The 25,288-nt window shown below is 32.1% G+C and carries 23 protein-coding genes; 7 read left to right on the top strand and 16 right to left on the bottom strand.

Going from position 1 to position 25,288, the window contains the following annotated elements; translation table 11 throughout:
• Nucleotides 1-146: 146 nt before the first annotated feature.
• The 6 genes from ACNQGB_RS12610 to ACNQGB_RS12585 all read left to right on the top strand — a co-directional run bounded on the left by ACNQGB_RS12610 (nt 147) and on the right by ACNQGB_RS12585 (nt 6,258).
• Nucleotides 147-1,679, top strand: coding sequence for a glycoside hydrolase family 10-like protein (locus ACNQGB_RS12610; protein ID WP_417944063.1), 1,533 nt, complete (start codon nt 147-149; stop codon nt 1,677-1,679).
• 27 nt (nt 1,680-1,706) lie between these two features.
• The gene (locus ACNQGB_RS12605; RefSeq protein WP_417944062.1) at nt 1,707-2,990 is read left to right on the top strand and encodes an MFS transporter; all 1,284 of its coding nucleotides are present in this window, start codon (nt 1,707-1,709) and stop codon (nt 2,988-2,990) included.
• Nucleotides 2,991-3,142: 152 nt separating this feature from the next.
• Complete coding sequence (locus tag ACNQGB_RS12600; protein ID WP_417944061.1) at nt 3,143-4,753, top strand: glycoside hydrolase family 3 protein; 1,611 nt, start codon at nt 3,143-3,145, stop codon at nt 4,751-4,753.
• A 133-nt stretch (nt 4,754-4,886) separates the two neighbouring features.
• Nucleotides 4,887-5,525: a peroxiredoxin gene (locus ACNQGB_RS12595; protein ID WP_417944060.1), complete on the top strand. Its 639-nt coding sequence runs from the start codon at nt 4,887-4,889 to the stop codon at nt 5,523-5,525.
• An 81-nt stretch (nt 5,526-5,606) separates the two neighbouring features.
• Nucleotides 5,607-5,915 carry a thioredoxin family protein gene (locus ACNQGB_RS12590; protein WP_417944059.1) on the top strand — a complete coding sequence of 103 codons (309 nt, stop codon included), beginning with the start codon at nt 5,607-5,609 and terminating at the stop codon, nt 5,913-5,915.
• Nucleotides 5,916-6,000: 85 nt separating this feature from the next.
• Entirely contained in the window at nt 6,001-6,258 is a 258-nt protein-coding gene (locus ACNQGB_RS12585; RefSeq protein ID WP_395047758.1) for a DUF6952 family protein, read from the top strand.
• A gap of 428 nt (nt 6,259-6,686) precedes the next feature.
• On the opposite strand, the gene ACNQGB_RS12580 is transcribed toward ACNQGB_RS12585, so the two are convergent.
• The 15 genes from ACNQGB_RS12580 to ACNQGB_RS12510 all read right to left on the bottom strand — a co-directional run bounded on the left by ACNQGB_RS12580 (nt 6,687) and on the right by ACNQGB_RS12510 (nt 23,747).
• Nucleotides 6,687-8,063 (bottom strand): MptA/MptB family glycosyltransferase, encoded by a 1,377-nt coding sequence (locus ACNQGB_RS12580; RefSeq protein WP_417944058.1) that lies wholly within the window; start codon nt 8,061-8,063, stop codon nt 6,687-6,689.
• Nucleotides 8,064-8,292: 229 nt separating this feature from the next.
• Nucleotides 8,293-9,774 carry a cellulose synthase family protein gene (locus ACNQGB_RS12575; protein WP_417944057.1) on the bottom strand — a complete coding sequence of 494 codons (1,482 nt, stop codon included), beginning with the start codon at nt 9,772-9,774 and terminating at the stop codon, nt 8,293-8,295.
• 1 nt (nt 9,775) lies between these two features.
• Nucleotides 9,776-10,465 carry a glycosyltransferase family 2 protein gene (locus tag ACNQGB_RS12570; protein ID WP_417944056.1) on the bottom strand — a complete coding sequence of 230 codons (690 nt, stop codon included), beginning with the start codon at nt 10,463-10,465 and terminating at the stop codon, nt 9,776-9,778.
• 9 nt (nt 10,466-10,474) lie between these two features.
• Nucleotides 10,475-10,864: a toxin-antitoxin system YwqK family antitoxin gene (locus ACNQGB_RS12565; RefSeq protein ID WP_417944055.1), complete on the bottom strand. Its 390-nt coding sequence runs from the start codon at nt 10,862-10,864 to the stop codon at nt 10,475-10,477.
• 44 nt (nt 10,865-10,908) lie between these two features.
• Nucleotides 10,909-11,628, bottom strand: coding sequence for a DUF547 domain-containing protein (locus tag ACNQGB_RS12560; protein WP_417944054.1), 720 nt, complete (start codon nt 11,626-11,628; stop codon nt 10,909-10,911).
• 13 nt (nt 11,629-11,641) lie between these two features.
• Nucleotides 11,642-13,234 carry a 4Fe-4S binding protein gene (locus tag ACNQGB_RS12555; RefSeq protein ID WP_417944053.1) on the bottom strand — a complete coding sequence of 531 codons (1,593 nt, stop codon included), beginning with the start codon at nt 13,232-13,234 and terminating at the stop codon, nt 11,642-11,644.
• The gene (locus tag ACNQGB_RS12550; RefSeq protein ID WP_417944052.1) at nt 13,218-14,525 is read right to left on the bottom strand and encodes an NAD(P)/FAD-dependent oxidoreductase; all 1,308 of its coding nucleotides are present in this window, start codon (nt 14,523-14,525) and stop codon (nt 13,218-13,220) included. Before ACNQGB_RS12550 ends, ACNQGB_RS12555 begins: the two co-directional genes overlap by 17 nt.
• 217 nt (nt 14,526-14,742) lie before the next feature.
• Nucleotides 14,743-15,720: a fasciclin domain-containing protein gene (locus tag ACNQGB_RS12545; RefSeq protein WP_417944051.1), complete on the bottom strand. Its 978-nt coding sequence runs from the start codon at nt 15,718-15,720 to the stop codon at nt 14,743-14,745.
• Between the two features lie 22 nt (nt 15,721-15,742).
• The gene (locus tag ACNQGB_RS12540) at nt 15,743-16,627 is read right to left on the bottom strand and encodes a hypothetical protein (protein WP_309760339.1); all 885 of its coding nucleotides are present in this window, start codon (nt 16,625-16,627) and stop codon (nt 15,743-15,745) included.
• A gap of 485 nt (nt 16,628-17,112) precedes the next feature.
• Nucleotides 17,113-17,871, bottom strand: a complete 759-nt coding sequence (locus tag ACNQGB_RS12535; protein ID WP_417944050.1) for a DUF547 domain-containing protein — start codon at nt 17,869-17,871, stop codon at nt 17,113-17,115.
• A gap of 339 nt (nt 17,872-18,210) precedes the next feature.
• Nucleotides 18,211-18,699: a rhodanese-like domain-containing protein gene (locus tag ACNQGB_RS12530; protein ID WP_417944049.1), complete on the bottom strand. Its 489-nt coding sequence runs from the start codon at nt 18,697-18,699 to the stop codon at nt 18,211-18,213.
• A gap of 332 nt (nt 18,700-19,031) precedes the next feature.
• On the bottom strand, nt 19,032-21,536 hold the full coding sequence (locus ACNQGB_RS12525) for a cation-translocating P-type ATPase (RefSeq protein WP_417944048.1): 2,505 nt from the start codon (nt 21,534-21,536) through the stop codon (nt 19,032-19,034).
• Nucleotides 21,537-21,623: 87 nt separating this feature from the next.
• Nucleotides 21,624-21,932: a phosphoribosylpyrophosphate synthetase gene (locus tag ACNQGB_RS12520; RefSeq protein ID WP_417944047.1), complete on the bottom strand. Its 309-nt coding sequence runs from the start codon at nt 21,930-21,932 to the stop codon at nt 21,624-21,626.
• Nucleotides 21,933-22,152: 220 nt separating this feature from the next.
• Nucleotides 22,153-22,629, bottom strand: a complete 477-nt coding sequence (locus tag ACNQGB_RS12515; protein WP_417944046.1) for a BON domain-containing protein — start codon at nt 22,627-22,629, stop codon at nt 22,153-22,155.
• A 98-nt stretch (nt 22,630-22,727) separates the two neighbouring features.
• Nucleotides 22,728-23,747, bottom strand: a complete 1,020-nt coding sequence (locus tag ACNQGB_RS12510) for a 2-hydroxyacid dehydrogenase (protein WP_417944045.1) — start codon at nt 23,745-23,747, stop codon at nt 22,728-22,730.
• A 359-nt stretch (nt 23,748-24,106) separates the two neighbouring features.
• Between ACNQGB_RS12510 and ACNQGB_RS12505 the strand changes: the two genes are divergently transcribed.
• Nucleotides 24,107-24,712 (top strand): 2,3-bisphosphoglycerate-dependent phosphoglycerate mutase, encoded by a 606-nt coding sequence (locus ACNQGB_RS12505; RefSeq protein WP_417944044.1) that lies wholly within the window; start codon nt 24,107-24,109, stop codon nt 24,710-24,712.
• Nucleotides 24,713-24,769: 57 nt separating this feature from the next.
• On the opposite strand, the gene ACNQGB_RS12500 is transcribed toward ACNQGB_RS12505, so the two are convergent.
• On the bottom strand, nt 24,770-25,084 hold the full coding sequence (locus tag ACNQGB_RS12500; protein WP_417944043.1) for a hypothetical protein: 315 nt from the start codon (nt 25,082-25,084) through the stop codon (nt 24,770-24,772).
• Between the last annotated feature and the right edge of the window lie 204 nt (nt 25,085-25,288).

Raw genomic sequence — 25,288 nt, 5'->3', positions numbered from 1 at the left:
TACTTTATAGAATACCAGACATTGAAACTAATATAAAAATTGGCAAAGAAATTGACTAATCAAAATAAGTTGAATTTTAAAATCAATTTGTCACATCATTTTCACTAAAAAAACTATTTTTGAATACTTTATATAAAATGACTTTCATGAAAAATTATAAGCATCCCTTTTTACTTTTTGCATTTCTTTTCTTTGCCTTTTGGAATAGTAATGCACAAGTTTTAACACCTAATCCTAAAAATGAATTTAGAGCCGTTTGGATTGCTACTGTGGTTAATATTGACTGGCCAAAAACCAGTAAAGATGATGTTGCCAAACAAAAGGCAGATTATTTGGAGATCTTGGATACTTATAAAAAACTAAATTACAACGCAGTAATTGTTCAAATAAGAAGCGTTGGTGATGCTTTTTATCCCACAAAATTAGCACCATGGTCTCGTTTTTTGACTGGAAAAGAAGGCCAAGCTCCGCAACCGTATTATGACACGTTAGCTTGGATGATTGCGGAAACGCATGCGCGTGGTTTTGAATTTCACGCTTGGATGAATCCGTACCGCGCTACGATGGACTACAATACAGCCATTTTAAGTCCCGAACATGATTATTACAAACATCCGGAATGGATGATTAAATATGGTGGAAAATACTATTACAATCCTGCCTTGCCTGAAGTTCAAAAACATTTATTGAATATTGTTAACGAAGTAGTTCAAAACTACGATATCGAAGCAGTACATTTTGATGACTATTTTTATCCTTATAAAGTTGCTGGTGAAAAGTTTAATGACACTGCTGCCTACGAGAAATATGGTAATGGGATGAGTATTGAAGATTGGCGCCGTTCTAATGTAAATACTTTTATCAAAGATGTTTCAATTTCAATTAAAAATATAAAACCTTGGGTACAATTTGGAATTAGCCCATTTGGTGTTTGGCGCAACAAATCAGTAGATCCAAAAGGTTCAGATACAGAAGCAGGACAAACTAATTATGACGATTTGTTTGCAGATCCTATCGCTTGGATGGAAAACAAATGGATTGATTACCTCGTTCCGCAATTGTATTGGAGCATGGATCATCCTAAAGCATCCTATTCGAAATTATTGCGTTGGTGGTCCGAAAATTCGACTAATACCGCAATTTACATTGGAAACGGAAGTTATAAAATCAACGCTGATTCTGATAAAAGGTGGAATAACCCAAGTGAAATCCCGAACCAAATTGACTTAACGAGATCCTACAAAAACGTTCAAGGCAATGCCTTTTTTAGTGCTAAATCATTCGTGAATAAGAATCAAAGTGTTACTAAATTACTTTCTGAAAACCAATACAAATATCCAGCTCTACCAACGGTCGTTCCAAATAATGTAAAGAAAATAACGATCATCCCTACTGTAAATTCGATTTCGACAGATCCAATTTCATCCCGATTTAATGTAACTTACCCTCTACTCAGCAAGGTGCGTTACGTAATGGTTTATGGTTCTAAATTTAATTCAAAGATTGATGTAAACGATCCCAGCCATATCATTGATAAAATAGCCTTTAAGGAAAATACTGACACTGTAGAAGTGGTAATTCCTACGTACAAACTAGACAAGAATACTACCTGTGCCATTACATTCATTGATTTTTATGGTAATGAAAGTGACCCAACTTTAGTGCATTTTACACTATAAAATTTAACCGAATCTAAAACGCTTTAAATGAAAACAGACAATAGTCCTTGGTATTGGATTCCGGTTTTAAACTTTGCATCTGGTTTGCCGTATGCTATTATTATTTCGGTATCGGTCCTTATGTATAAAAATTTAGGCCTTAACAATGAAGATATTGGTATATACACCAGCTTATTGTATTTACCTTGGGTAATCAAACCTTTATGGAGTCCGTTTATTGATTTGTATTCAACTAAAAGAAAATGGTTTTTAAGCATGCAATTGCTCATTTCACTTGCTTTTTTAATTGTTGGTTTAACGATTCCATTGAGCAATTTTTTTGTAATAAGTTTGGCTGTTTTTTGGGTTGCCGCGTTTGCTTCAGCTTCTAATGATGTGGCTAGTGACGGATTTTATTTATTGGTTTTAGAAAAAGACCAACAATCTTTTTTTCTTGGAATCAGAAGTACATTTTACAGACTTTCTATGCTTACAGGAAACGGATTGATTGTGGTTATTGCTGGTTATCTTGAACAAGAATATGGCGATAAACAACAGGCTTGGTCATACACCATGATTGTTGTTGGATTAATAATGACGCTAATTACGGTTTACAATTATTTTTCAACTCCAAAAATCGAAGTAAATAACGCAGTAACAATAGCAAAATCAACTTCAGATAAGAGCTTCGGGGCCGTTTTTGCTACCTTCTTTCAAAAGAAACAAATTGGTTTAGTGTTGGCTTTCATTCTGCTATTCAGATTAGGGGAATCGCAATTATTAAAAATGCTAACTCCTTTCTTAATAGATCCAATAACTGCAGGCGGTATGGGTTTAACCACTCAGGATGTTGGCGTTATTTACGGAACCTTCGGTGTGCTTGCTCTAACCATTGGTGGTATTTTAGGAGGTATTGTCATTTCCAGAGATGGATTAGGAAAATGGATGTTACCCATGATTTTAGCCATGCACTTACCCATAATAGGATTCATTTTACTATCTCATTTTCACCCCGGTTCCGTTTTCTATATTTATGCAACAGTAATCGCAGAACAGTTTGGTTACGGTTTTGGTTTTGCTGCTTTCATGATGTATTTAATTTATGTAGCCGATGGAGAATCAAAAACGTCTCATTACTCTATCGCAACGGGATTTATGGCTTTAGGAATGATGCTTCCGGGAATGTTGAGCGGTTATATTCAAGAATATCTGGGTTATGGAAATTTCTTTATTTGGGTGTTTTTGGCAACCATTCCAGGATTAATTTTATCTCGCTTTTTGATTTTTCCAGCCGATTTTGGTAAAAAATCAGAACAAGAAAAAACAAACTAGCTTTTTTTTTAACATATAAGCCATATGAGCTTTTTAAGCAATTTTCTCATACACTAAATGTTTTTTTATGACTCTTTTACAAAATTATTTATGGGTTATAATTTGACGTACAGGACTTATATGTTGAAAATTAGTATTATATTCCTTTCAAAATGACATTAGAACAAAAAATAGGACAATTTTTCTTTCCAGCCGTTTTCATCAATGATACCGAAGAAAACATTCAAGCTATGGAACGCTTAATTAAAGAATACAATATAGGTGGATTGACTTTTTTTCATAGTCGGGCCAGTGCAGCTACCAATTATGAAAGCAAGAAAAAAATTGTATTCAATGACGATAGTTGTCTGCGTTTAAAAGAACTCATCATTCGATACCAAACTTGTGCTCCTACTCCATTATTAATGAGTATTGATGCCGAATGGGGATTAGCCATGCGTGTCGAAAAAACACCGCAATATCCGTATGCCATTACGCTTGGTGCCTTACCCGAAAGTGAAAAACATTTGGTTTATGAAGTAGGTAAACAAATAGGTTTAGACTTAAAATCAGTAGGGATTCATTATAATTTAGCGCCTTTAGCAGACATCAATAACAATCCGAATAATCCAGTTATTGGGTACCGTTCTTTTGGACAAAACAAAGAAAAAGTAGCTGTATTTGCTTTAGAATATCTTCGAGGATTGAATGCTTCAGGCGTTCTAGGTTGTCTGAAACATTTTCCCGGACACGGCAATACAAATGTCGATTCGCATTTAGGATTACCCGTTTTAAAAGAAACTCTTGAAGAATTAGTAGCCAATGAATTGGTTCCTTTTATAAAAGGCATCGAAAATAATGTCGATTCAATTATGATTGGTCATTTGTCCGTTCCCGCTTTGAATGAAGGAAAAGACACTTCGGCAACTTTGTCAAAATCTGTTATTGAAACCCTTTTGCGAAAGCAATTAGGATACGATGGCTTAGTGATTTCGGATGCATTGAACATGCACAGCGTTTCTAAATTATACGATCAAAAAGGACAATTGGAATGGGAAGCTTTCAATGCTGGCAACGATGTATTGTGTTTTGCCGAAAACGTGCCCGAAGGCATTCAAGCAATTTTAAAAAATGCCACTCCCGAAAGAATTGAAGCTAGTTTTCAACGCATTTGGAAATGCAAACAGAAAGCCGGAATTACAGATGGAAATCTAAGTTTACCAAACCTTTCCCAGAATGACTTTGATTTTGAAACTACGTCGAAATTAAATTTTAAAATTGCTCAAAACAGTATAACTAAAATCAAAGACAACCACAATACGGTAACTGTTTTTGATGCAAAAAATAGAGAAGATTTAGCAAAATTAAGCATCTACAACAGCACTGATACAACATTTTTTAAAGCCTTATCTGCTGCTTTGCCTTCTCCTCAATTCAGTTATGAAAGTGGTGCAACTACCACTCTCGTGGAATTAGAACAAAGCCTATCTAGATTTGACACCCTAGTCATTTCTTTATTTGTTCCAAAGGCTAAACCCTTGAATAATTTTGATATAGAAGATGCAGTTCTTCAATTTTTAGGCAATTTATTTAGTACTAAAAAATGTGTTTTGTATGTTTTTGGGAATCCGTACGTTCTACAAATCATACCAAATCTCAATAAAATATCAGGATTTGTACAAGTATACGAGGATTTTCCAGAATTTCAAGAAGCCGCGGCAGAGCAACTTTTGGAAAACATAAAATGCGAAGGAACTCTGCCTGTAGTAGTTAACTACTTATAAGTGATAGTTTAAAAATCACAGTATAGTAACTTCCTATTTTGAAATAAGTATTTATAATCAAATACTAATTTAATTCATCTTTTGTATACCTACTTTTGCACCATCAAAAAAATAACTTAAAAAGTAAATAAAAATGTCATTAGTAGGTAAAAAATTTCCAAGTATTGCAGTAGACGCTATCTCTGAAATGGGTGATAATTTAAAAATTAACATTTTCGAAGAAGCTGTAAATAACAACAAAAAAGTACTTTTGTTTTGGTATCCAAAAGATTTTACATTCGTATGCCCAACTGAATTACATGCTTTTCAAGCTGCTTTACCAGAATTCGACAAAAGAAATACACTAGTAATTGGTGCCTCTTGTGATACTAACGAAGTTCATTTTGCTTGGTTAAATACTCCAAAAAACAACGGTGGAATTGAAGGTGTTACGTATCCAATTCTAGCTGATACGAACAGAAACTTATCTAACATCTTAGGCATTCTTGATATCGATTCAACTGAATATTCTGAAGAAACTGATTCTGTAATTATTGAAGGTTCTAATGTAACTTTTAGAGCGACTTACCTAATTGACGAAACTGGAAAAATTTTCCACGAAAGTGTAAACGATATGCCACTTGGTCGTAACGTAAACGAGTATTTACGTATGGTTGATGCGTACACACACATTCAAGAAAAAGGAGAAGTTTGTCCTGCAAACTGGGAAGCTGGAAAAGAAGCTATGAGTGCTGATAGAGTGAGTACTGCTGAATACTTAAGTTTAAACTAAAAAGATAACAACTTCAATAGCAATAATCAATTTCAATATTACAAATTGATTATTGCTATTGAATTTTTAAAATTAAAAAATATGTTAATCGAATTAACCGAAGATACGTTACAAGATTTAATTGCAAAAGAAGAAAAAGTAGTGGTTCAATTTTCGGCATCATGGTGTGGCAACTGCCGTATTATGAAACCAAAGTTCAAAAAATTAGCTTCAGAAAACGAAACAATTACTTTTGCAATTGTTGATGCAGAAAACTTTCCTGAATCAAGAAAATTAGCTAATGTGAGCAATTTACCAACTTTTGCCACTTTTGTGAATGGTAAATTGGTTAATGAAACACAAACTAATAAACAAGAAGTGCTAATTGAATTGGTAAATGAAATCGTTTAATTTTATTCCTTTACTAATTCGTTTAAAGTAACGATTCTCTTTTTAAACAAACATTTCAGCGAATAACCAAATAAACAATTGAATAATGAAATTACCTGTAATCAAACATTTAACGCAGTTTATCGAAGAAAACGACGAAGATTACATCATTGAAACAATCGAAGTTTTAGAAGCAATGACTGAAATTGCATCACTAAAAGACGAAGAATTAGATGTTATTGGAGAATTAATTTCGAATATGTATGGCGCTCTAGAAGTGAATAAGTTGGTTAAAACTGGAACCGACAAAAAAGAAGCTTTAAACAGTTTTATGAAACGTGTTCTAGGATCTATTGATCAATAAAAATAGAATTCAAGTACTAGATTATTGAAACGCACTCCCATCCGAGTGCGTTTTTTTATATTTGAATGAAGAGAAATAGCCGTTCACAATTATAATAAAAAATTGTTTGGCTAAGTTTGTTTTTAAGTACGTAAGATTTTTTATCAAAGATTATAAAACCATTTTTTTAGTACTGCCAAAGCAAGTTTAAAAAATCTAAATTTCCAGTTTAAAAACCATCGTTAACCCAAAAATGTAGTTTTAACAGACAGTCATTTAATAATCATGAACAATTGCATTGCTGTCAATAATTTCTTCCGTCCTTTCGCCCCAACCATTGCTCTTGATTATTATAGTGAACTGAGGTTCTCTATATATTTACGAAAGCATAAGATCTTAAAGATACCGCATTAATGTGATGCTTGCTCTATTCCTCAAAAGTGTTTTGTTTACGCTCCTTTATTGACGCCAGTACGTTCATTCCTTGAAATTCTTGTTCCAAATATGCTGAAAATTTTAGAAGGCGTTTTCTTCATCTCATTAAACAGCACCAAAGCAACAACAATATATTCTATTGCAATTAGCCATAAATTTTCCTTAAATGCAGGATTAGAATACGTGTAATAGCTAACAACAACCATCAAACTCCAAACAATTGGAAATTTAAAATTTGTAAAAACACTAATTAACACGAGATTAATAATGTACCAGGGATGTACCGTTGTAGCCGTAAAAAAGTAAATGCTTAACACCAGTAAAAAACTTTGAAACAAATTTAACGTTGTCTTATTTTTTCCAAAAAAGGACTGAAATACGATAAAAACAATCATCAAAACTGGAATTACTTGACCAGTACTTTGAATAATATTGTACCCTTTAAAATAATAACCAATGGCTCTAATAATATAATAAATACTAGCATTAAATTCAAAATTGGTAAACCACAAACCAATAGTTTTAGAATAATTTGAAATCAATTCAGCAGAAAAAAATGGTACAAAAAGCAAAATATTTATTCCGATTATGATTCCGTAAAAAGCAAAACTTATTTTCCATCCTAATTTTTGAAAAAACAAAGGCAATAACAGTAAGGGCAATAGTTTTGTAGCAATAGATAATGCCAAAATCACAGCGGCTTCTCTCCATTTGTTCTTCTGCAATAAATAGAGACTCCAAATAAAAAAGAAGAGCATTACACCTTCAAAATGCAAATTACCAGTTAGTTCTATAATTACCAACGGATTTAATAAAAACCAAAATATGCGGTGTCTTTCTAATCCTAACTTTTCTAATAATTTGCTACCAAAATACAAAGTTCCAAAGTCAGCTGCAATGATGATTGTTCTCAAAACTATTGTTGCACCAAGAATAGAATGGTTACTGAAAAAACCAGCCACTACAAAGAATAATTGATTGACAGGTGGATAATTTGAAAAATGAGATGCACTTAAATTACCCATTGCTCCTACTAATTCATGTGCTTGTGAGAGTGTGAAATTTGGATCTAAAATTAAATCATTTGGAAGGTTTGTAAATGGATTTAGACTTAATAAAATAAGGCGGCCATCCCAAATAAAACGATAAAAATCTTGTGATAAATTGGGTAAACTAAAAATAAAAAGTAACCGAAACAGTACCGAAATTAAAATTAAGAAATTAAAATTATTCTTTTCTGTTTGGATAATTTTGTAAGTAAAAAAAAAGAGTATTCCAAAAGAAAATAGCAAGGCAATAAAATCAGTTCTTTCTAAAAAGTAAGCCGTATAAGCATACAAAAATATGGTGCATAAAACATACGATTTAGTTGCATTGCTGGTCTGTTTCATTGAATTTGTAAGAATCATAAATTTACATAAAAGAGAGCATTAGATTCATGGCACAAAATGAATTGATTAATTTTACTATTGATCAACTTCGAGAAAATAAAACATCAAAATTGAATTTTATTTAGACAAAATAGATATCAATAATTTAATAGAATCTACTAAAATATTATTTTATTTTAATGATGTAAACTCCAAGAATTTTACTGTTTTGTCTAAAAGATCTATAAAATTATTCGGTAATTTGGATCGATTTAACGAAAACATATCCATATCCAATGGAAAGCATCAAATGAAATGGTAATAATCCATAATCATTCAAGCGAATACCACTATAGATTCCAAAAAGAAAATAAATTAAAAGTAATCCCTCTATAATAATATTTTTAGATACTTTTTTGGAGATATAAGTATTCTGTTTCCATTTATCTTTTAAACTTTCGATATTGAATTTTGGCGTTCGGATAAACTCACTTTTTTTACCCCAAAGACCCTCTAAAACCGCCACGGTGTTATGGAATGAGAAACCCATAGCAATACTGTAAAAAGTAAAAAACAAACCAATATACTTTAAAAAATTAGTAATTCCTCCGCCGTTAATTTTTTTGAAAGTAAACCAATAACATGTAAAAAATATTAGCGAGGTAAAAACAAAAAGTGCCAATATATCAAAGAAAAGGGCTAATTGTGGATATTTATTTTTAATGAATACAACTGGAACACTCAAAACTGCCATTAAAAATATAAACAAAAACATTGAACTATTGAGTAAATGCAATAGACCATGAATTTTTGTTTTAACCGAAATATTTTTTGAAGTGATGACACGCCAGTTCATTTTTCTAAAATTCTCAGCACCTCCTTTATTCCAACGGAATTGCTGTGAACGAGCTGCACTGATAATAACAGGTAATTCAGCCGGTGTTACTACATCGATCAAATATTTAAATTTCCATTTTTTGAGTTGTGCTCTATAACTCAGATCTAAATCTTCGGTTAAAGTATCACTTTCCCAGTTTCCGGCATCAATGATGCATGCTTTGCGCCATACTCCTGCTGTTCCATTAAAATTGATAAAGTGTGATTGTGAATTTCTTCCTACTTGTTCTAATATAAAATGAGCATCTAATGCAAAGGCTTGGATTTTAGTCAATATCGAATAATTTCGATTTAAATGTCCCCAGCGGGTTTGTACAACACCAATACCTGCATCCTTAAAATAAGGAATTGTTTGTAGCAACCATTCTTTTTGAGGAACAAAATCAGCATCAAAAACAGCAATAAATTCGCCTTTTGCAGTAACTAATCCCTCTTTCAAGGCTCCCGCTTTAAAACCGATACGATTAGACCTTGTAATCAGTTTAATATCTAACCCTTCCGAAGCTAAACGATCAACTATTTTTTTGGTGTCAATTATACTTTCATCAGTACTATCGTCCAAAACTTGAATTTCTAATTTATCTTTTGGATAATCCAGTTCTGCAATAGTAATAAGCAATCTTTCAACAACATACTTTTCATTAAAAATAGGCAATTGAATCGTAACTACTGGGATTTCCGAAGGTATTGTAAAATCAAATTGTATCGATTTATCAATTTTTTTTTGATTTTTTAAATAATTAATCAACAGATTAAGTTGCGAGAAACCATAAAAAAAAAGCAATAATATAGACAAGCAATATATGGTAAGAATGATATAAGAAAGTTGCAGCATATTATTTGAAAGCGTATTTAAAAATCCAACCAATAATTTTAATTCCAGCCATGATAGTACCTTTTACAGTTCCTGATACTTTTGATACACCAATCCGGTTTTTATATCGAACTGGGATTTCCGTATATGAAATACGTTTGCGCAAGACTTTTAATTGCATTTCTACTGTCCAACCATAAGTTTTATCTTGCATTTCAAGATCAACCAGAGTAGAGTATTTTATAGCTCGAAAAGGTCCTAAATCTGTAAACTTTGAACCGAAAAAAAGTTTCATCAATACAGTAGCTAATTTATTTCCAAAAATTTGTTGTGGAGTCATTGAGCCGGTTTCCCTTAATTCAGGAACTCTTGCACCTATAACAAAATCAACTTTGTTAGTACGTATCGGGTCTATTAGCTTGGTTAATTCTTCTGGATAGTCAGAATAGTCACCGTCCAAAAAAACGACAATGGTAGGTTTAACATCTTGTTGAGAAATATATTCTAAACCTTTTAAACAGGCATAGCCATATCCCCTATTATTTTCAGATAATACAGTGGCTCCAGCATTTTGAGCCACTGCGATTGTATTATCTGTTGATTTATTACTAATTACAATTATTTCAGATACATAGTTAGGAATCTCATTAATAACATTTGCTATCGCTTTTTCCTCATTGTAAGCAGGTATAATTACTTTTATTATATTCATTATTGTTTATCAGGGATTGTCACTTTTATAAGCCGAAATTGTATTCCATTCTTTTATTTTTAATCCTGCTTTGTAGCGAGCGGCTTTTATTATTTTACCATTTTTATAGAAAATACAAAGTCCTTCTTCTACATTATTTTTAAATTCAACTTTTTTTAATATTTCACCTTTACTGGTGTAGAACAGCCACCATTCTATTTTTTTATTTTCGGCAAAATGACCCTCTTCTTTTTTACTCCCATTTTCATTATAAAAAAACCAATAATCAACCTTTTGATTTTGTTGAAGCCATCCCTCAGACTTCAATTTACCATTTTTATAATGATTTTTCACATACGTTTTTGGTCCTGAAACAGAAATATAACAGAGAAAAATCATTATAAAAGCGGACTTAATCATTTTGTTGATTTTTTGGTAACCTTACACTATTATATAGAAGGAAATTATATTTTATTTAGTGACCAATCAAAATCATACGTTTGAACGGTCAGTTTATTGTCTATTTTTTTTTCTAAAAAAAGATTGATAAAATCGATTTCATTAAAATAGTTTACAGCAAAATCTTTCTTATACCATTCAAATATTTTTGACAATTCTATCACTTTGGTATCTTTATTTATAAAAAAGTAATTTTTAGAATTTATCACAAGAGTAGCACGCGCTTTTATTTGCTCCTCAATTGTAGCTGGCAAATAAGCAGTATTTAATAGTGGAGCACCTCCATTTGCTGCACTTGACAAAGTAAAGTGTATCGCAGGATCAAAAAACAAATCTCTTAAAATTACATTTTCAATATCATCAAGAGTTAATTCTTGATTTCCTACCACAAATGTATTAGTAGTAAAAAATCCTGGTATTGTTTCAACAGATGCTATTGGAAATTTATCAACAACACTTTTAATAACATGAAGATTATAAACATTAATCCAAAATGCTTTTGCAACTTTTTTATCGCTAAACTTAGTATCAAGTTTTGCAATATTATCTAAAATGTAAATTAATTCTCCAGGACTTTTTTTGATTTTAAAATAATCAACTTTCCCATCTGCTACTACATTTTTCTTTAAAAACTCTGTAGCTTGTTCAAAAAATAATTCTGTAGTTTGAGCCTTTGAAATTACAGTTAAGCCTAAAAAACAAAGTGTTAATACAATCTTTTTCATTTGAAATTCATTTTTATTTATTGGTTATTAAATCCATTAATTTAAAATCATTTCCTAGTAAAATCTCATTAGAATTGATTCTGCCTGTAGGCGTGTCATTTTCTAATTTTAATACTCCACGCGGACAAACTGCTGAACAAACGCCGCAACCTACGCAAGAAGAACGAACGATATTTTCTCCTTTTTGTGCATAACTGCGTACATCAATTCCCATTTCGCAGTAGGTAGAACAGTTACCGCACGAAATACACTGTCCACCATTTGTTGTAATTCTAAATCTTGAGAACAATCGTTGTTGCAATCCTAAAATTGCCGCCATCGGGCAACCAAAACGGCACCAAACTCGGTTGCCTAAAATGGGGTAAAATCCAACGCCAATTACGCCACTAAAAGCTGAACCTATTGCAAATCCATACCATTCTCTCAATGAATTACTGTCAAAAAATAGAATATTTTGACTACCAGAAAAATAATTTAGCAGCAAAGATATAATAATTATGACTACTAATGAAACCATCGTATAAATAGCATCTGTATCCATATCATTTCTTTTGAAAATATACAAAAGTGATGTAAATACACTCAAAAATAATACAATTCCTATAGTAAATTGATCTTTTGTTATAAAACTCATTCCAGGATTATTGGACAAAAAAGTGAATATTACTGCAATAGTTATAACAAATGAAAAGACTAATATGCTATGTATCATCCAGCGCTCTATTTTCCATGAGGCTTCAGTTTTACTAGACAAATGTCTAAAACTATCTCCCGCTGTTTCAGCAAGGCCACCACAACCACAAACCCATGAGCAATACCAACGCTTTCCATAAAAATAGGTAAGAATTGGAGAGATAATAAAAATCATAGCAATACCAAAAATCAGCATGAACATCCCTAAATTACCTCCTTCAAGCATATTTTTTAAATGCCAATCATTGAAGAAATAATAATTAAGAGGCCACATATTTTTTAGATCTTTTGCAAAATAAGCTTTCTCAGGATTTAATTTTTCTAAAATTTCAGGTATTAAAAATGCAAATCCCAATTGAAAAAACATCACAGAAATTGTACGCACTAATTGGTATTTATTGTGGCGGTATTTTAGAATAAATTTATATCCCAAGCCTAAAATTGCTACTGTATATAGTGTTCCGTATACAAACCATTGACTGGCTGCTTTTCCATTTAATACAAAACTTAAAGGGTCAAAAAAACCAACTATACCAGTATTTAATCCACCACTTTGATTGAGTCCCAAGTATTGAGGAAACCAATATAAAGCAATGTAGAATGCCGTCAATACAATTCCAATCATCCAGGCCCAACTCCCTTTGCTAGTAAGGCTTTGATGCCAAATACCATTGTTTTTTATGCCTTCAGGTTGGTTGAGATACGTTCTATTTGCATAAATAATAATTCCTATTAATACCGCCAGAATTGATCCTGTAAGCCACATCTCTTTATTAGGAAATGATACGTTGAATAAAGCAAGTGCCATAATAAACAGACCAATTAATCCAAGTGTAATGCTCAATTTTTGAACAACATCCATTTGTATGTTTTCATGAGAAGCGATCGATATATTTTTACTTGATTGGCTCATATTGTTGTACGGTAGCAAATTGATTATTAAATTGTTTTTGAATTTCGTGGTTGTGCGAAGTAAATAATTCAGGATCAAAATTAGCTTTTGATAAATTTCGAATAACATAATCTACCGATTCCTTATTATTTAAAACGGTGTCAAAAAATTTATGACGCATGCGTATTCCAAAGGTATTTATGCCTAAAAAATTTCTACTTTCCCTATCAAATGAAATGCGGACTGCTTTTTTTCCTGTGGCATGTTCCCAGTAAAAATGAACTTCATTTTCTTTGGCTGTAGCCCATACCCATCCATATGTTTGGTATTCAATATCTAAAAATTTTGCTGAATTGAACCAGTTCCCAGGCTTGTATGCTGTAGGGTTTCCCGTTAATGTTTGTGCTAACACTTCTCCCATCATGCGCCCAGTGTACCAAACAGCTTCAATAGGTCGTCTCAATCCTATTGCTTCACGTTGCTCAGCACAATCGCCAATCGCGTAAATATTTTGAACACTCGTTTCCAGAAATTGATTCACTTTGATTCCTTTTCCTAATTCGATTCCAGAATTTTTAAGGAAATCGATATTTGGCGAAACACCGGTTGTTAATCCTACCAATTCACAATTTATAGTTTCACCTTTATCCGTAATTACAGCTTTAACATGGCTGTTCTCATCTGAAATAATTTCAACTAAATTTGTTTCTAATTTTAAATCGATATGGTGTTCTGCTATATGGCGGTTGATCATTTGGCTTTCGCCGAAAGGCAAAATTCCACCCCAAAATGTTTTTTCACGAACCAAGAAAGTAACTTGAATATTGCGAGACCGTAACATTTCGGCTAACTCAATTCCGATCAATCCTCCGCCTACTATTACAGCATGTTTCGTTGTAGGTGCCCATTTTTCTAATGCTTCTAGATCTTGTTTATGATAAAATCCTGTTACGCCTTGTAAATCCTGCCCTGGCCACCCATTTTTATTTGGGACTGATCCTGTTGCTAGCACTAATTTATCATATCCTATTTTTTCATTACCGTTTAAAACGATAGCTTTTAAATCTGGTTCTACGGAAGTAACATATCCTTCGATAAGATTAATTTTGTTTTTTTTCCAAAATTGATCTTCATACGGTTGCGTATGCTCAAATTTCATATGTCCCATAAAAACATACATCAATGCAGTTCTAGAAAAGAAAAATTTATTTTCAGAGGAGATAATCGTAATCTCTGAATTACTTTTTTTTCTAATGTGACGTGCCAGTGTAACTCCAGCTATTCCGTTACCAATGATGACAATATGTTCCATGTAAAATGAATATGCTTGTTATGATTTAAAAAATGCTTTTTAATTTCAATTAAAAATAGAATATTTTCGATAAAAATGATTGATTTTGTTTAAAAGTATTGCAACCTAAATTATATTCGGAATTTTAATCTTTAAAAAAATAACAGTTGCAAAACTAATTTTACAACTGTTACTTTGTTTACCATACAGGAATTTTGTACTAATTTACAAAATGCAATTAAGGTACTAAAACTTTATCAATAACGTGAACTACACCGTTTGTACATTGAATATCAGGAATAACCATGTTGGCTGGAGTTGCAGTTCCATTACTTTTCACTGTAAATGTACCGTTTGCAAAAGCACTGTATGTTAGTGTTCCTCCACCAGCAGTCATTTCCGTTAAAGCTGTTTGCTCTGATGTGAATTTACCTTTAATTGTACCTGTCCTACCTACTGCATGGTTTAATAAAACCGTTTGTAAAAAGGTTGGGTCAGCTGCAGATACTGCTGCTACATTTGGAAATCCTGCTGCGATGAACGCAGCGTCTGTTGGTGCATATATCGTAAAATTTGCATCAGGATTTGATAAAGTAGCTGCTAATCCTGATCTTACTACTGCTGCTACTAAAAATGTTAATTCTGGTTTTTTAAATACACTACCACCCGCTACAGCTTGTGCTGATGCAACAATATTAGCTCCAGTAGCAAGCATTACTTTATCAATCGCATGAACAGTTCCGTTACTTGCTGAAACATCTGTTATTACAATCTTAGAACCATTAATGTACTTATCAGTTCCTCTACTGATGAAACGTCTTGTAAGACCTTGCAACGCTGAACCTGAAGTTCCTCCTGCCATAATTTGACTAGATGGTAAGTTCGCATTAGAAACGTGATATAATAATGTGTTCGTTAAAAACGTATTATTTAATGCGCCTAAACTACCAGCATCAACTAGTCCTAATCTAGCAAAAGCATCATTTGTAGGAGCAAATACAGTAAAATTTCCTGAAGGATCTCCTGCATTTTTGTTACTTAATACTACCGCTACGCCACCTTGAATTGCTGCTGCCTCAAGGGTACTGAAAGCTGAATTTGTTACAGCTATGTTGGCAATTGTTGGTTTCTCATCAGCATAATCATTATCACATGATACTAATGTTGCTAGTAATGTAAAAGCCAATAATGCGCTTTTTATATTTAAATTTTTCATTTCTTTAATTTAGAGTTATTAATTAAAATTTATAAACTAGTGCACCATAAAATCCAGTCGCTTTTCCGATATTTCTACCTGCTACTAAAGTGCTAGCACCTCCAGCTAATCCAAAATCTTTGTAAAGAGGAGTGTAAAGGTTCAAACCTATTTTGGTATAGTTTACTTTTGTAGCTGGGAAAAAGCCTTGAAAACCTTCTGCCAAAATATCTACACCACTTGTAGATGTTTGATTTGCTACGTAAGCATCGCCATAAAATTTAGAAGCCGCGTATCCTAATTTAAGTTCTGATGTGTAAGAGTTTGGTACATCATTAGAAGCTATATTTCCTCCAATTTGTCCTGAAGCAAAAATTCCAGAGTCCATTTTGAACATAGCTAAACCAAGAGCACTAACCGTTGTGCTTCTATTTCCAATTGCAATAATTGATTGTAATCCTTCATCAACTTTGTAGTCTCCTAGTGGTGTTTTTAATCCTAAAGCACCAATCAATCTTAAGCTAGATTTACCAAAATTGTGGAAGTAAGGATTGTATTTTAAGTAAAAAGATACGTCTTGAACTCCACTTCTAGTGTTTGAATAGTTTAAGTTGTTTAATTGCTCTTGTGAAGCATTCCCTTCAGCTGAAATGTATGGCAAAGACATTACAACGTCTAATTGATCTGATAGACCATAAGTTGCATACAGGTTAGTGCTGTTTAACTTTACTTCGTTAAAAATTGGTACACCATTTGTTTCTTGTGGTACTAAGTATACTTTATCATACTTTTCTGAACTTAAAGAAAGAGAAACATTTCCTTTTCCTTTACCTTGCATGAATCCACTTATTGGACTCTGCGAAAAAGCGGTATATACACCTCCTAGTGTTGTTACTGCTAACATTAATAGTAATTGTTTTTTAATCATAGTGTTTAAGTGTTATTTGTTTTACTTATTTGTTCATTTACGAGGGGAAAATAGATTTGGTTTTAGAAAATCAAAAAAAAATTAAAAAAAATTAAAAAATTGTTGATTTTCAATTAACTACCTCATCAAAAATATTTATAAATAATATTGAAAACTTCCTTATCCAATAAAAAAAACCAATTTAATGATATTTTTTTCTGATACAAATTTCAAAAGTTCTTGCAAAGTCTTGTCTAGATACGTTTCCTTGTTAACTGCCTAAAACTAATCATTAAAACTAAAAAAGTACTACTTTAAAAACCCAATCAATGCAAAAGTTTTAAATAATAATTTTCTTTTTTTTCGAAGGAAACGATATATAATATAAAATTGAATATTATTGGAATCTAAAGCGAGCTATTCAATTCCTATCATCACCATTTTTAGATTAAATGATATTTCGATTGAAAAGTGCGTGTAATTAAAAAATTATTTATGCAGAAAGGCTAGTCATTAAGATTCCAATTGTAATATTTGTAACTTATTTTTGCATTTGAACTGATTTTAATAGTACTATACAAGTTTAAAAAATCTATTACATCCCCTTTTGTCTTAAAATCGGCAGCAAACCAATCAAATATTTTTGATACTTCAATTTTGTTAGGTGTAATGGAATTTTTAGATTTATCAGTAATGAAATTTCTAGTAACCGAAACTAATTGCTTTTCCAATTTTGATTCCGTAAATGCTTCATTTAATAATTCAGGACAAGAAACCGAAGCGCAATTTATGGCAAAGTGAATGCGAGGTTCATTCATCTTGCGCAGAATGTTATTTTCAATTTCTTCTAAACTGTATTTTTTGGCACCAATAGAAATAAATTTTTTGCCCCATGGATCAGCAATATCTTTAATGCTTTTAGTTGGGTAGTTGTTTAAAATTAATTGCACCGTGTACGCATTATATGCGTTTATCCAATATGCTAAAGTCGCATTTCTTGACCATGCTTTAGTGGGTGAATTGTTTGAAAGTTCGTTTAAGTATACCTTTAGTTCTTTGCTGTCTTTTTGAAAACCTCTATAATTTACATTTCCGTTCTTTAAAACATTTTTTTGTAATAATGCATTCCATCTTGCATGATTAACGCCCGGTGCTTCTATAGTGTTGCTTTTCTCATTAGTAAATTTTACGGCTTCTGGATTTGTTCCGTTTTTACCACTAGAAAAAAATGGTAAAAAAATTAAGGACAGGATAAACATTTTCATAGGTTTAATATTTAAGGTTATTGATTTGGTTTAATTATTTATAAAAAATTGGTAGTCATTGCTGTTTATTTTTGTCATTTCAAATTTTGTAATTCTTGTGTTGATCCATTTTAAAACAGTTATATTATATTTAACTTACTTTTACTTGTAAATTTTGTTTTATAAAATTATGCAACTGCTGTTTTTTGGTTACATACTCCAAAAATCCTTATTGCTCTTACTTTTCTTTTATTTAAACTACAAGTTATAATGAGATACGATAAATTATATAGATCGGTTTTAGTTAAAATACTTTTTTAAAGAATTGTTCAACTATTGATTTAAGAATTCGTTTTAGTTTTAATAAATCTTGGTCCCTTTTTTCAAATATTTACTCCAACTTTTGTTAAACGTATGTACATTATCTGTCTCGTGACCTTTATTGTCAATTACTTTCCCATTATTATTTTTCCATTCAAAAATTCCACCATAAAGATTGTACACATTTTTATAGCCCATTTTAAGTAGTTTTTCTCCAATTTTATCGCTGCGAACTCCAATAGAACAGTAAACAATTATCTTGGCGTTCTTATTAGGTATTGCTGTAGTAATTTTATTTTCATCAAAATTATTATAGCCTACGTAAAGCGCATCTTTAATATGACTTACATTAAATTCGCTTATTTCCCTGGAATCTAATACAATAACTCCTTTTTTTGTCTGAAATTCTTCTACAGTCATGTAAGGGACAGTTTTACTATTTAGTTTTTCTAAAACTTTTGGAATTGTTTTTTGTCCCAAACAAAATTGAGTGGCAACTAAAGATAAAAGAGCAAACAGATATTTCATTTTAAGTATGTTTATACAATATCTAACATACGAAAAAAATTAGCATTCAGATCAAACTTTTTTTTAAATTGTAGGAATGGCAAATTTAAAGAGCTGAATTTAGAGTGTAGTAAAACAACTTTTTCTTTAGAGTACCAAAACTTATAAGAAGTGTAAATTCGCTGGGAGCTTTGTTTAGAAAGACTAGATGCAGCAACAAAGCTACAGCTGGTATTAACCACCCTGTCAATGCAAGCGGTATACTATAAAAAGTGTTATAGCAATTGCCCATAGCGTCATTTTGATTTTTTTAAATGGTTCGCAAAGGATACTTTTCTATACGATTCATTCCTTTAGAAATTCTTGGTATTGCGTTTCCAAATTTTGACCAACTCATACCATAATACGGCAGCACTACCAACTAAAATAGCAATTGATAACTGATAAACATTTAAATGCTCAAATAGAAAAAAATCTGTCAATGGTTTTAGATACAGTAACAATCCGGTAATGGCAATTGTAGTTCCTATAATTATAAAAACTAAATTGTTTTTATATCTCAAAGTGGTAAAAATGGAATAATAAAACGACCTGTTTATTAAGGTTAAAAGCACATTTGATGTTACTAAAACCAGAAAAACCATTGTTCGTGTCACGTGTTCATTAAAGCCCTGATAAACCGCAAACTGATACACTGATAACGTACCAAAAGTTATTACCAAACCCTGAATTATACTCGTTGATAATTCCTTCCAACTAAAAAAAGTGTTTGTAAAAGGCCTTGGTTTCTGTGTCATCGTATTCTTTTCCATTGGCTCATTTTCATACACAATAGAGCATGTTGGACCCATTACTAATTCTAAAAATATAATATGAATTGGCGAAAATATATTAGGATAAACCCATCGCAATGCCAACGGAATAAACACCGTAAAAATAATTGGAATGTGAATGGAAATTATAAATTGAATGGCTTTTTTTAAATTGGTATAAATTTTCCTTCCCATGGCAACAGCATCAACCATTTTGGCTAAATCGTCATTTATCAAAATTAATGATGCCGCCTGTTTGGCAATTTCGGTTCCTTTTTTGCCCATTGCAATTCCTATGTGAGCAGCTTTGAGTGCTGGACCATCGTTGACACCATCACCAGTCATAGCCACGATTTCTTTATTCGATTTTAGTGCATTTATAATTTTTAGTTTTGCTTCGGGAAACATTCTGGTAAACAAATTAATTTCTACAACTTGTTTTTTGAGTTCTTTATCTGATAATTTCATTAATTCGTCACCCGAAATACTTTTTTCATAGCCTATAAAACCTATTTGTTTAGCTATTGAGGCTGTGGTTTCGGCATTGTCTCCTGTAATAATTTTTACTTTAATTCCTGCTTTATAAAAATGTTGCAATACAAGATGGCTGTTTTTCTTTGGCGGATCATAAAAGGCTACTAATCCTTTGAATTCAAATGTAAATTCTTGTTGTGTTTTGGGATATTTTTTTCCATTAAAAAAAGTTTCGCCCACGGCTAAAATGCGATATCCTTCGCTTGACAATGATTTTATTGCATCTAAAATTACAGTTTTTTCTTTTTTGGATAGTTTTGAAATGGCCATAATGGCTTCGGAACCACCTTTGGCTGCAATAATTTTTTCTCCGGTTTTATTTTCAAAAATATGTGTCATCATGGGCGGTTTACCAGATAACGGATATTCATGAATCAATTTAAAACCAGGCCTTTGATCTGTAGCAATAAATTTCGTGTAAATTTCGTGTAATGCTATTTCCATGGGATCAAACGGAGTGGGTTCACTTGCCCACATAGCGATGGCAATTAATTCTTTTTCTTCATCGGATAATTCATTGTCTATATCCGTAATTTTTTGAGATTTTAACGTAAATATTTTAGCTAAACTCATTTTGTTTTCAGTGATAGTCCCTGTTTTGTCAATACAAATTACAGTGGCACTCCCTAATGTTTCGACGGTTTTCATTTGCTTGACAATAATTCCATTTTTCATCATTCGCCAAGCACCAAGAGCCATAAATGTGGTAAAAGCAATTGGGATTTCTTCGGGCAAAACACTCATTGCAAGAGTTAATGCTTGGAGTAAACTGTCTAATACATTATGAGAATTTAAAAAGTTTATAATCCAAACAATGACAAAAATTACGGCTCCCGCAATAGCCATTTTTTTTACGAAATTTCCAATCTGAACTTCCAAAGGTGTTTTTTCTTCTTTGATTTCCTCTAGACTTTTACCTATGGTACCTAATTTAGTTTCAGCGCCTATAGCTGTAATGGTTGCTATAGCCAGCCCGCTTGCAACGGTTGTCCCTTGATAAATAGTGTTGTCTTTTGTCGATTTGTCTTTTATAACCGACATTGATTCTCCTGTCAGTATGGATTCATTTACTGAAAAATCATTTGAGGATTCAATGATTCCATCAGCTGCAATTGCATTCCCTTCTTCGACCAACAAACTATCGCCAAGTACTAATTCTTCTGTTTTTATTTCGATTACAGTACCGTTTCTAATGACTTTGCATTTGGGTTTTGTATAATCTTTCAATTTTTCTAAAGCGTTGTGACTTCTAGCTTTTTGATAAGATGAAATTACAGCTATCAAAATAATTGCTGCAGCTAAAAATATACCATCAGATGTTTTTCCGCTTATGAAATAAATGGTTGATGCTACCAATAATAAAATGGTCATAGGATCTTTGACAATCTGAAGTAAGCCATTTAAAAACATATTGTTTTTTTTATAGGCAGTTTTGTTCTCACCGTATTTTTTTCTTGCACGATTTACCTCAGCAGTTGTTAAACCTTTACTTTTAAATTTATTGTGAAGCATACCGTTTTTATTGATTTTTAGATTGAATAGAAACCTATTACATTATAATTTGTGTTTCTTGGAAACTAGCATCGGTGTTTTTGAAGATTATTTTTTATTTTTAACGTTTAGCATAAAGTTAGCAGTATCTGTATCGGCAGTTGTTCCGTATCCATCAACTAAAGTTCCCTTTTCCCCGTTATTGCATTCAATGGCATACATAATAGAACTGTCATCAGGATTAGATTCGCCTTCAAAACGATAGAAATGTACAATTTTCACTTCATTACTTTGGAAAAGATTGTCTGTTTGTAATGAAACCATATTTTTCCCATTGACTTCAAATTGAGAATGAAATCCCAATTTTTCAAGAGTAGCCAGAACGACAACTAGACTATCCATATTTACTTTTTCCATAATTAGTAGTTTTTATTGATTTAAATTTAGATGAAAATATTATTCTTAAAATCGACCTATAAATAATTTTGTTTCTGCTTTACAACGGGTGCATTCCATGAAATTCGTCCAGCTTCATTTTTGTTGGTACCAAGAATCTATAGAGCCTTATAAAAAGATTACATTATTAAAAACAAAGACACCAATATCCTTGATGCTTATGACCCATTGCGGGCAATAGCTATTTCAACGTCTTTTTTTTGTTTGTATCCTTTGATAAGGAAATGATACTGATGTTATTAGTTATTCCTGTAATTCCAATAAGGTTGTTGAGTGCATTTTTACTAGCTTCTTTCTGGTAGTTCCATTCGATTTGACCGCTCAAAAATACCCATCCGCTCTCTACAATAACTGAAATTTTTTCGGTTGGGATATCCCAATGCCACTTGAAGGCAGTTTCAATAGCCGTTAGAATTTCAGCATCAGTTCTTTTGTCCTTAGTATTACAAACCACTTTAATGTCTTCGATCACTGTTCTTACCCCAGCTACATTTTTGGCCGCTTGTTCAGCTTCGGCTTTTTTGGCGTAGGTATTTACCGAACCAGTAAGTGTTACAGAACCTTTATTTGCCATAACGCCAATAACGGCAGCATTTAAAAAAGGTTCCCAATTAATGGCATCTACAACGTTTTTCTGTAACTCTTCATTACTTTTCATTATGAAAAATTTAGTTTAAGACTGAATACAAAGGTGCGACATGCACGCAAGGCTTCAAATGACCTAACGTTCTTAAAAAAATGATTCTCCTTACTTAACTATGAGTTCTGCAGTAGTTTTTGTAATGGGAACGATACTTCATTTTCTGACTTAACCTTGTCTTCAAATGAATCGAAATTATGAATTGTTATTCTGGCAATTTCATCTAAAGCTTCCTTTGTAAAGAAAGCTTGGTGCGGTGTAATCAAAACATTATTGAAAGACATTAATCTTTCGATTTGGTCGTCTTTTATGACTGTATCTGATAAATCCTTAAAGAAGATAGTGTCTTCACCTTCATACACATCGATACCCAAATATCCAATTTGTGCCGTTTTAAGTGCTTCGATAGCGTCTTTTGTATTGATGATTGCTCCTCGGCTTGTATTAATAAGCATCATTCCTTTTTTTATTTTTGAGAAAGCAATACTATCAAAAAGATGTTTTGTTTTTGGGTTCAAAGGACAATGAATAGAAATAATATCAGATAGTGCTAATAGCTTTTCAAAAGTGACATATTTTACTCCTTTTTGAATTAATGTTTTAGATTTTAAACTGTCATTTGCAATAACCTTACAGCCAAAACCAAGCATTATAAAGCAAAAAGCCGTTCCAATTTTTCCTGTTCCTATAACTCCAACCGTTTTCCCAAATAAGTTAAAACCCATTAGATTTTGAAGAGAAAAATTATTTTCTCGAACCCTATTATACGCTTTATGTGTTTTCCTATTGAGTGTCAAGATTAGTGCCGTGGCATGTTCTGCAATTGCTTGAGGTGAATAAGCCGGTACGCGCATCACTTTTATTTTATTATTTGCAGCAGCCTCCAAGTCAACATTATCATAGCCTGCGCTACGCAAGTCGATCAGTTTTATTCCTTCTTTTGCAAGTTGACCCATTACATTAGCATCTAGTTTATCTGTCAATTGTATGCAAACTGCATTAAAGTCTTTTACGGTAGCTACTGTCGCTGCATTGAGTGGTGCTTCAAAATAAGTGAGTTGATGCTTACCTTCAACATTATATTTGTCAAGATATTCACGTTCGTAATATTTAGTATTAAAGATGGCTATTTTCATTTTTTGATGGGATTATTAATTTGCAAATTTCTAATGGTTTCTATTCGTGTGCGTGCTATAATTTCGTTCCTAATTAACCCAGCTGCACTGCTGATTACCGATGCAAAAATATTTCATAATCGCTTTTTTTTTAAGTTTATATATCCTTTCCTATCTGCAAAGATTGTCTTTTAAAGGTGCAAATTTGAGCCATATTTTCCTGTCAGGAAATGATAATACCCAACTGAAAAAATGATATCAAACATTTATTTGAGATCGTGATGGCAAAGTGATTTTTATCACTTATAATACCTACGATCTACATTTTTAAATGGTAAACGATGTTGCAACTTTGTTGCTATTCAATAATTCAACAGCTTATGTCTATTTTAATACTAGTCCGCCATGGACAATCTGTTTATAATCTGGAAAATCGATTTACTGGAACTCTCGATATAGATCTTACCCCTTTGGGAGAGGAAGAAGTAAGACGGGCAGGAGAAAAACTCAAAGACTACAAATTTGAAATAGCGTATACGTCAATGCTAATAAGAGCGCAGAAAAGCTTGCGAATCATTCTTGAAGTACTAGGGCAAACCGAAATACCTGTGGTAAAAAATAGCGCTCTCAATGAAAGAATGTATGGCAGTTTACAGGGACTGAACAAAGCTGAAATTGCAAAGAAATATGGCACAGAACAAGTTGAAATATGGCGAAGAAGTTATGCTATTTGTCCGCCCGATGGAGAAAGTTTGGCTTCGACCTTTGACAGAACGGTTCCGTATTACAAAACTGAAATCGAACCCAAGTTAAAAGCTGGTAAAAACGTACTCCTTGTTACCCACGGCAATAGCTTAAGAGCAATAATGATGTATTTAGAAAACATCAGTCCAAAGGATATTGAAAAAATCAATATCCCAACTGGTTTGCCCCGTAAATATACTTTAGATGCTGATTTAAACATTTTAAATGTTGCTTATTTATAGAAATCCTACCAAAAATATATCTCCAAGAATCTATTCCGCCATTTTGTCTTCATTCTATTACTTACTATTATCATCACCCAGACTATAACCATTATTCTCTTCATCTTCACTTCCTGTTTGTTCCATATCATCATCGAGTTCAGATCCAGGAATATCTAGATCTAAACCTGAAACATCTTCATTAAAATTCTTTTCATTCCATTTAGAATTTCTAGGTTCATTTGGTGTCTTATTTTTGGTGATGTCTTCTGGATCAATATCCTTTGCTTCAGTTAGCTTATTAAAAATATCTTCACTCGGTGGATAGTTTAATGCTGCTACTTTTTCCATCTCCTTTTTGGAGGATTTTGATAATGTGTTTTTATTTTTCATACTATTTAGATGTATTGATGTATGCTATTCCTTTTAGTACTGGCTACAATTTAATGTCGTGTTTTAAAAAAGCACTAAATTTCTTTGCCACAGATTTCACAAATTAGCACAGATTAATTTGTTATGTAATTTTAAAAAATCTTTTTAATCCTTTTAATCTGTAGCAAAAACTCTTTATAAGAATGTACTTGTTTATAAATGCGT

The sequence above is a fragment of the Flavobacterium frigidum genome (genome assembly GCF_048286795.2).
Note: the sequence above shows the minus strand (reverse complement) of the source record. Positions and strands in the feature narration are given on the sequence as shown.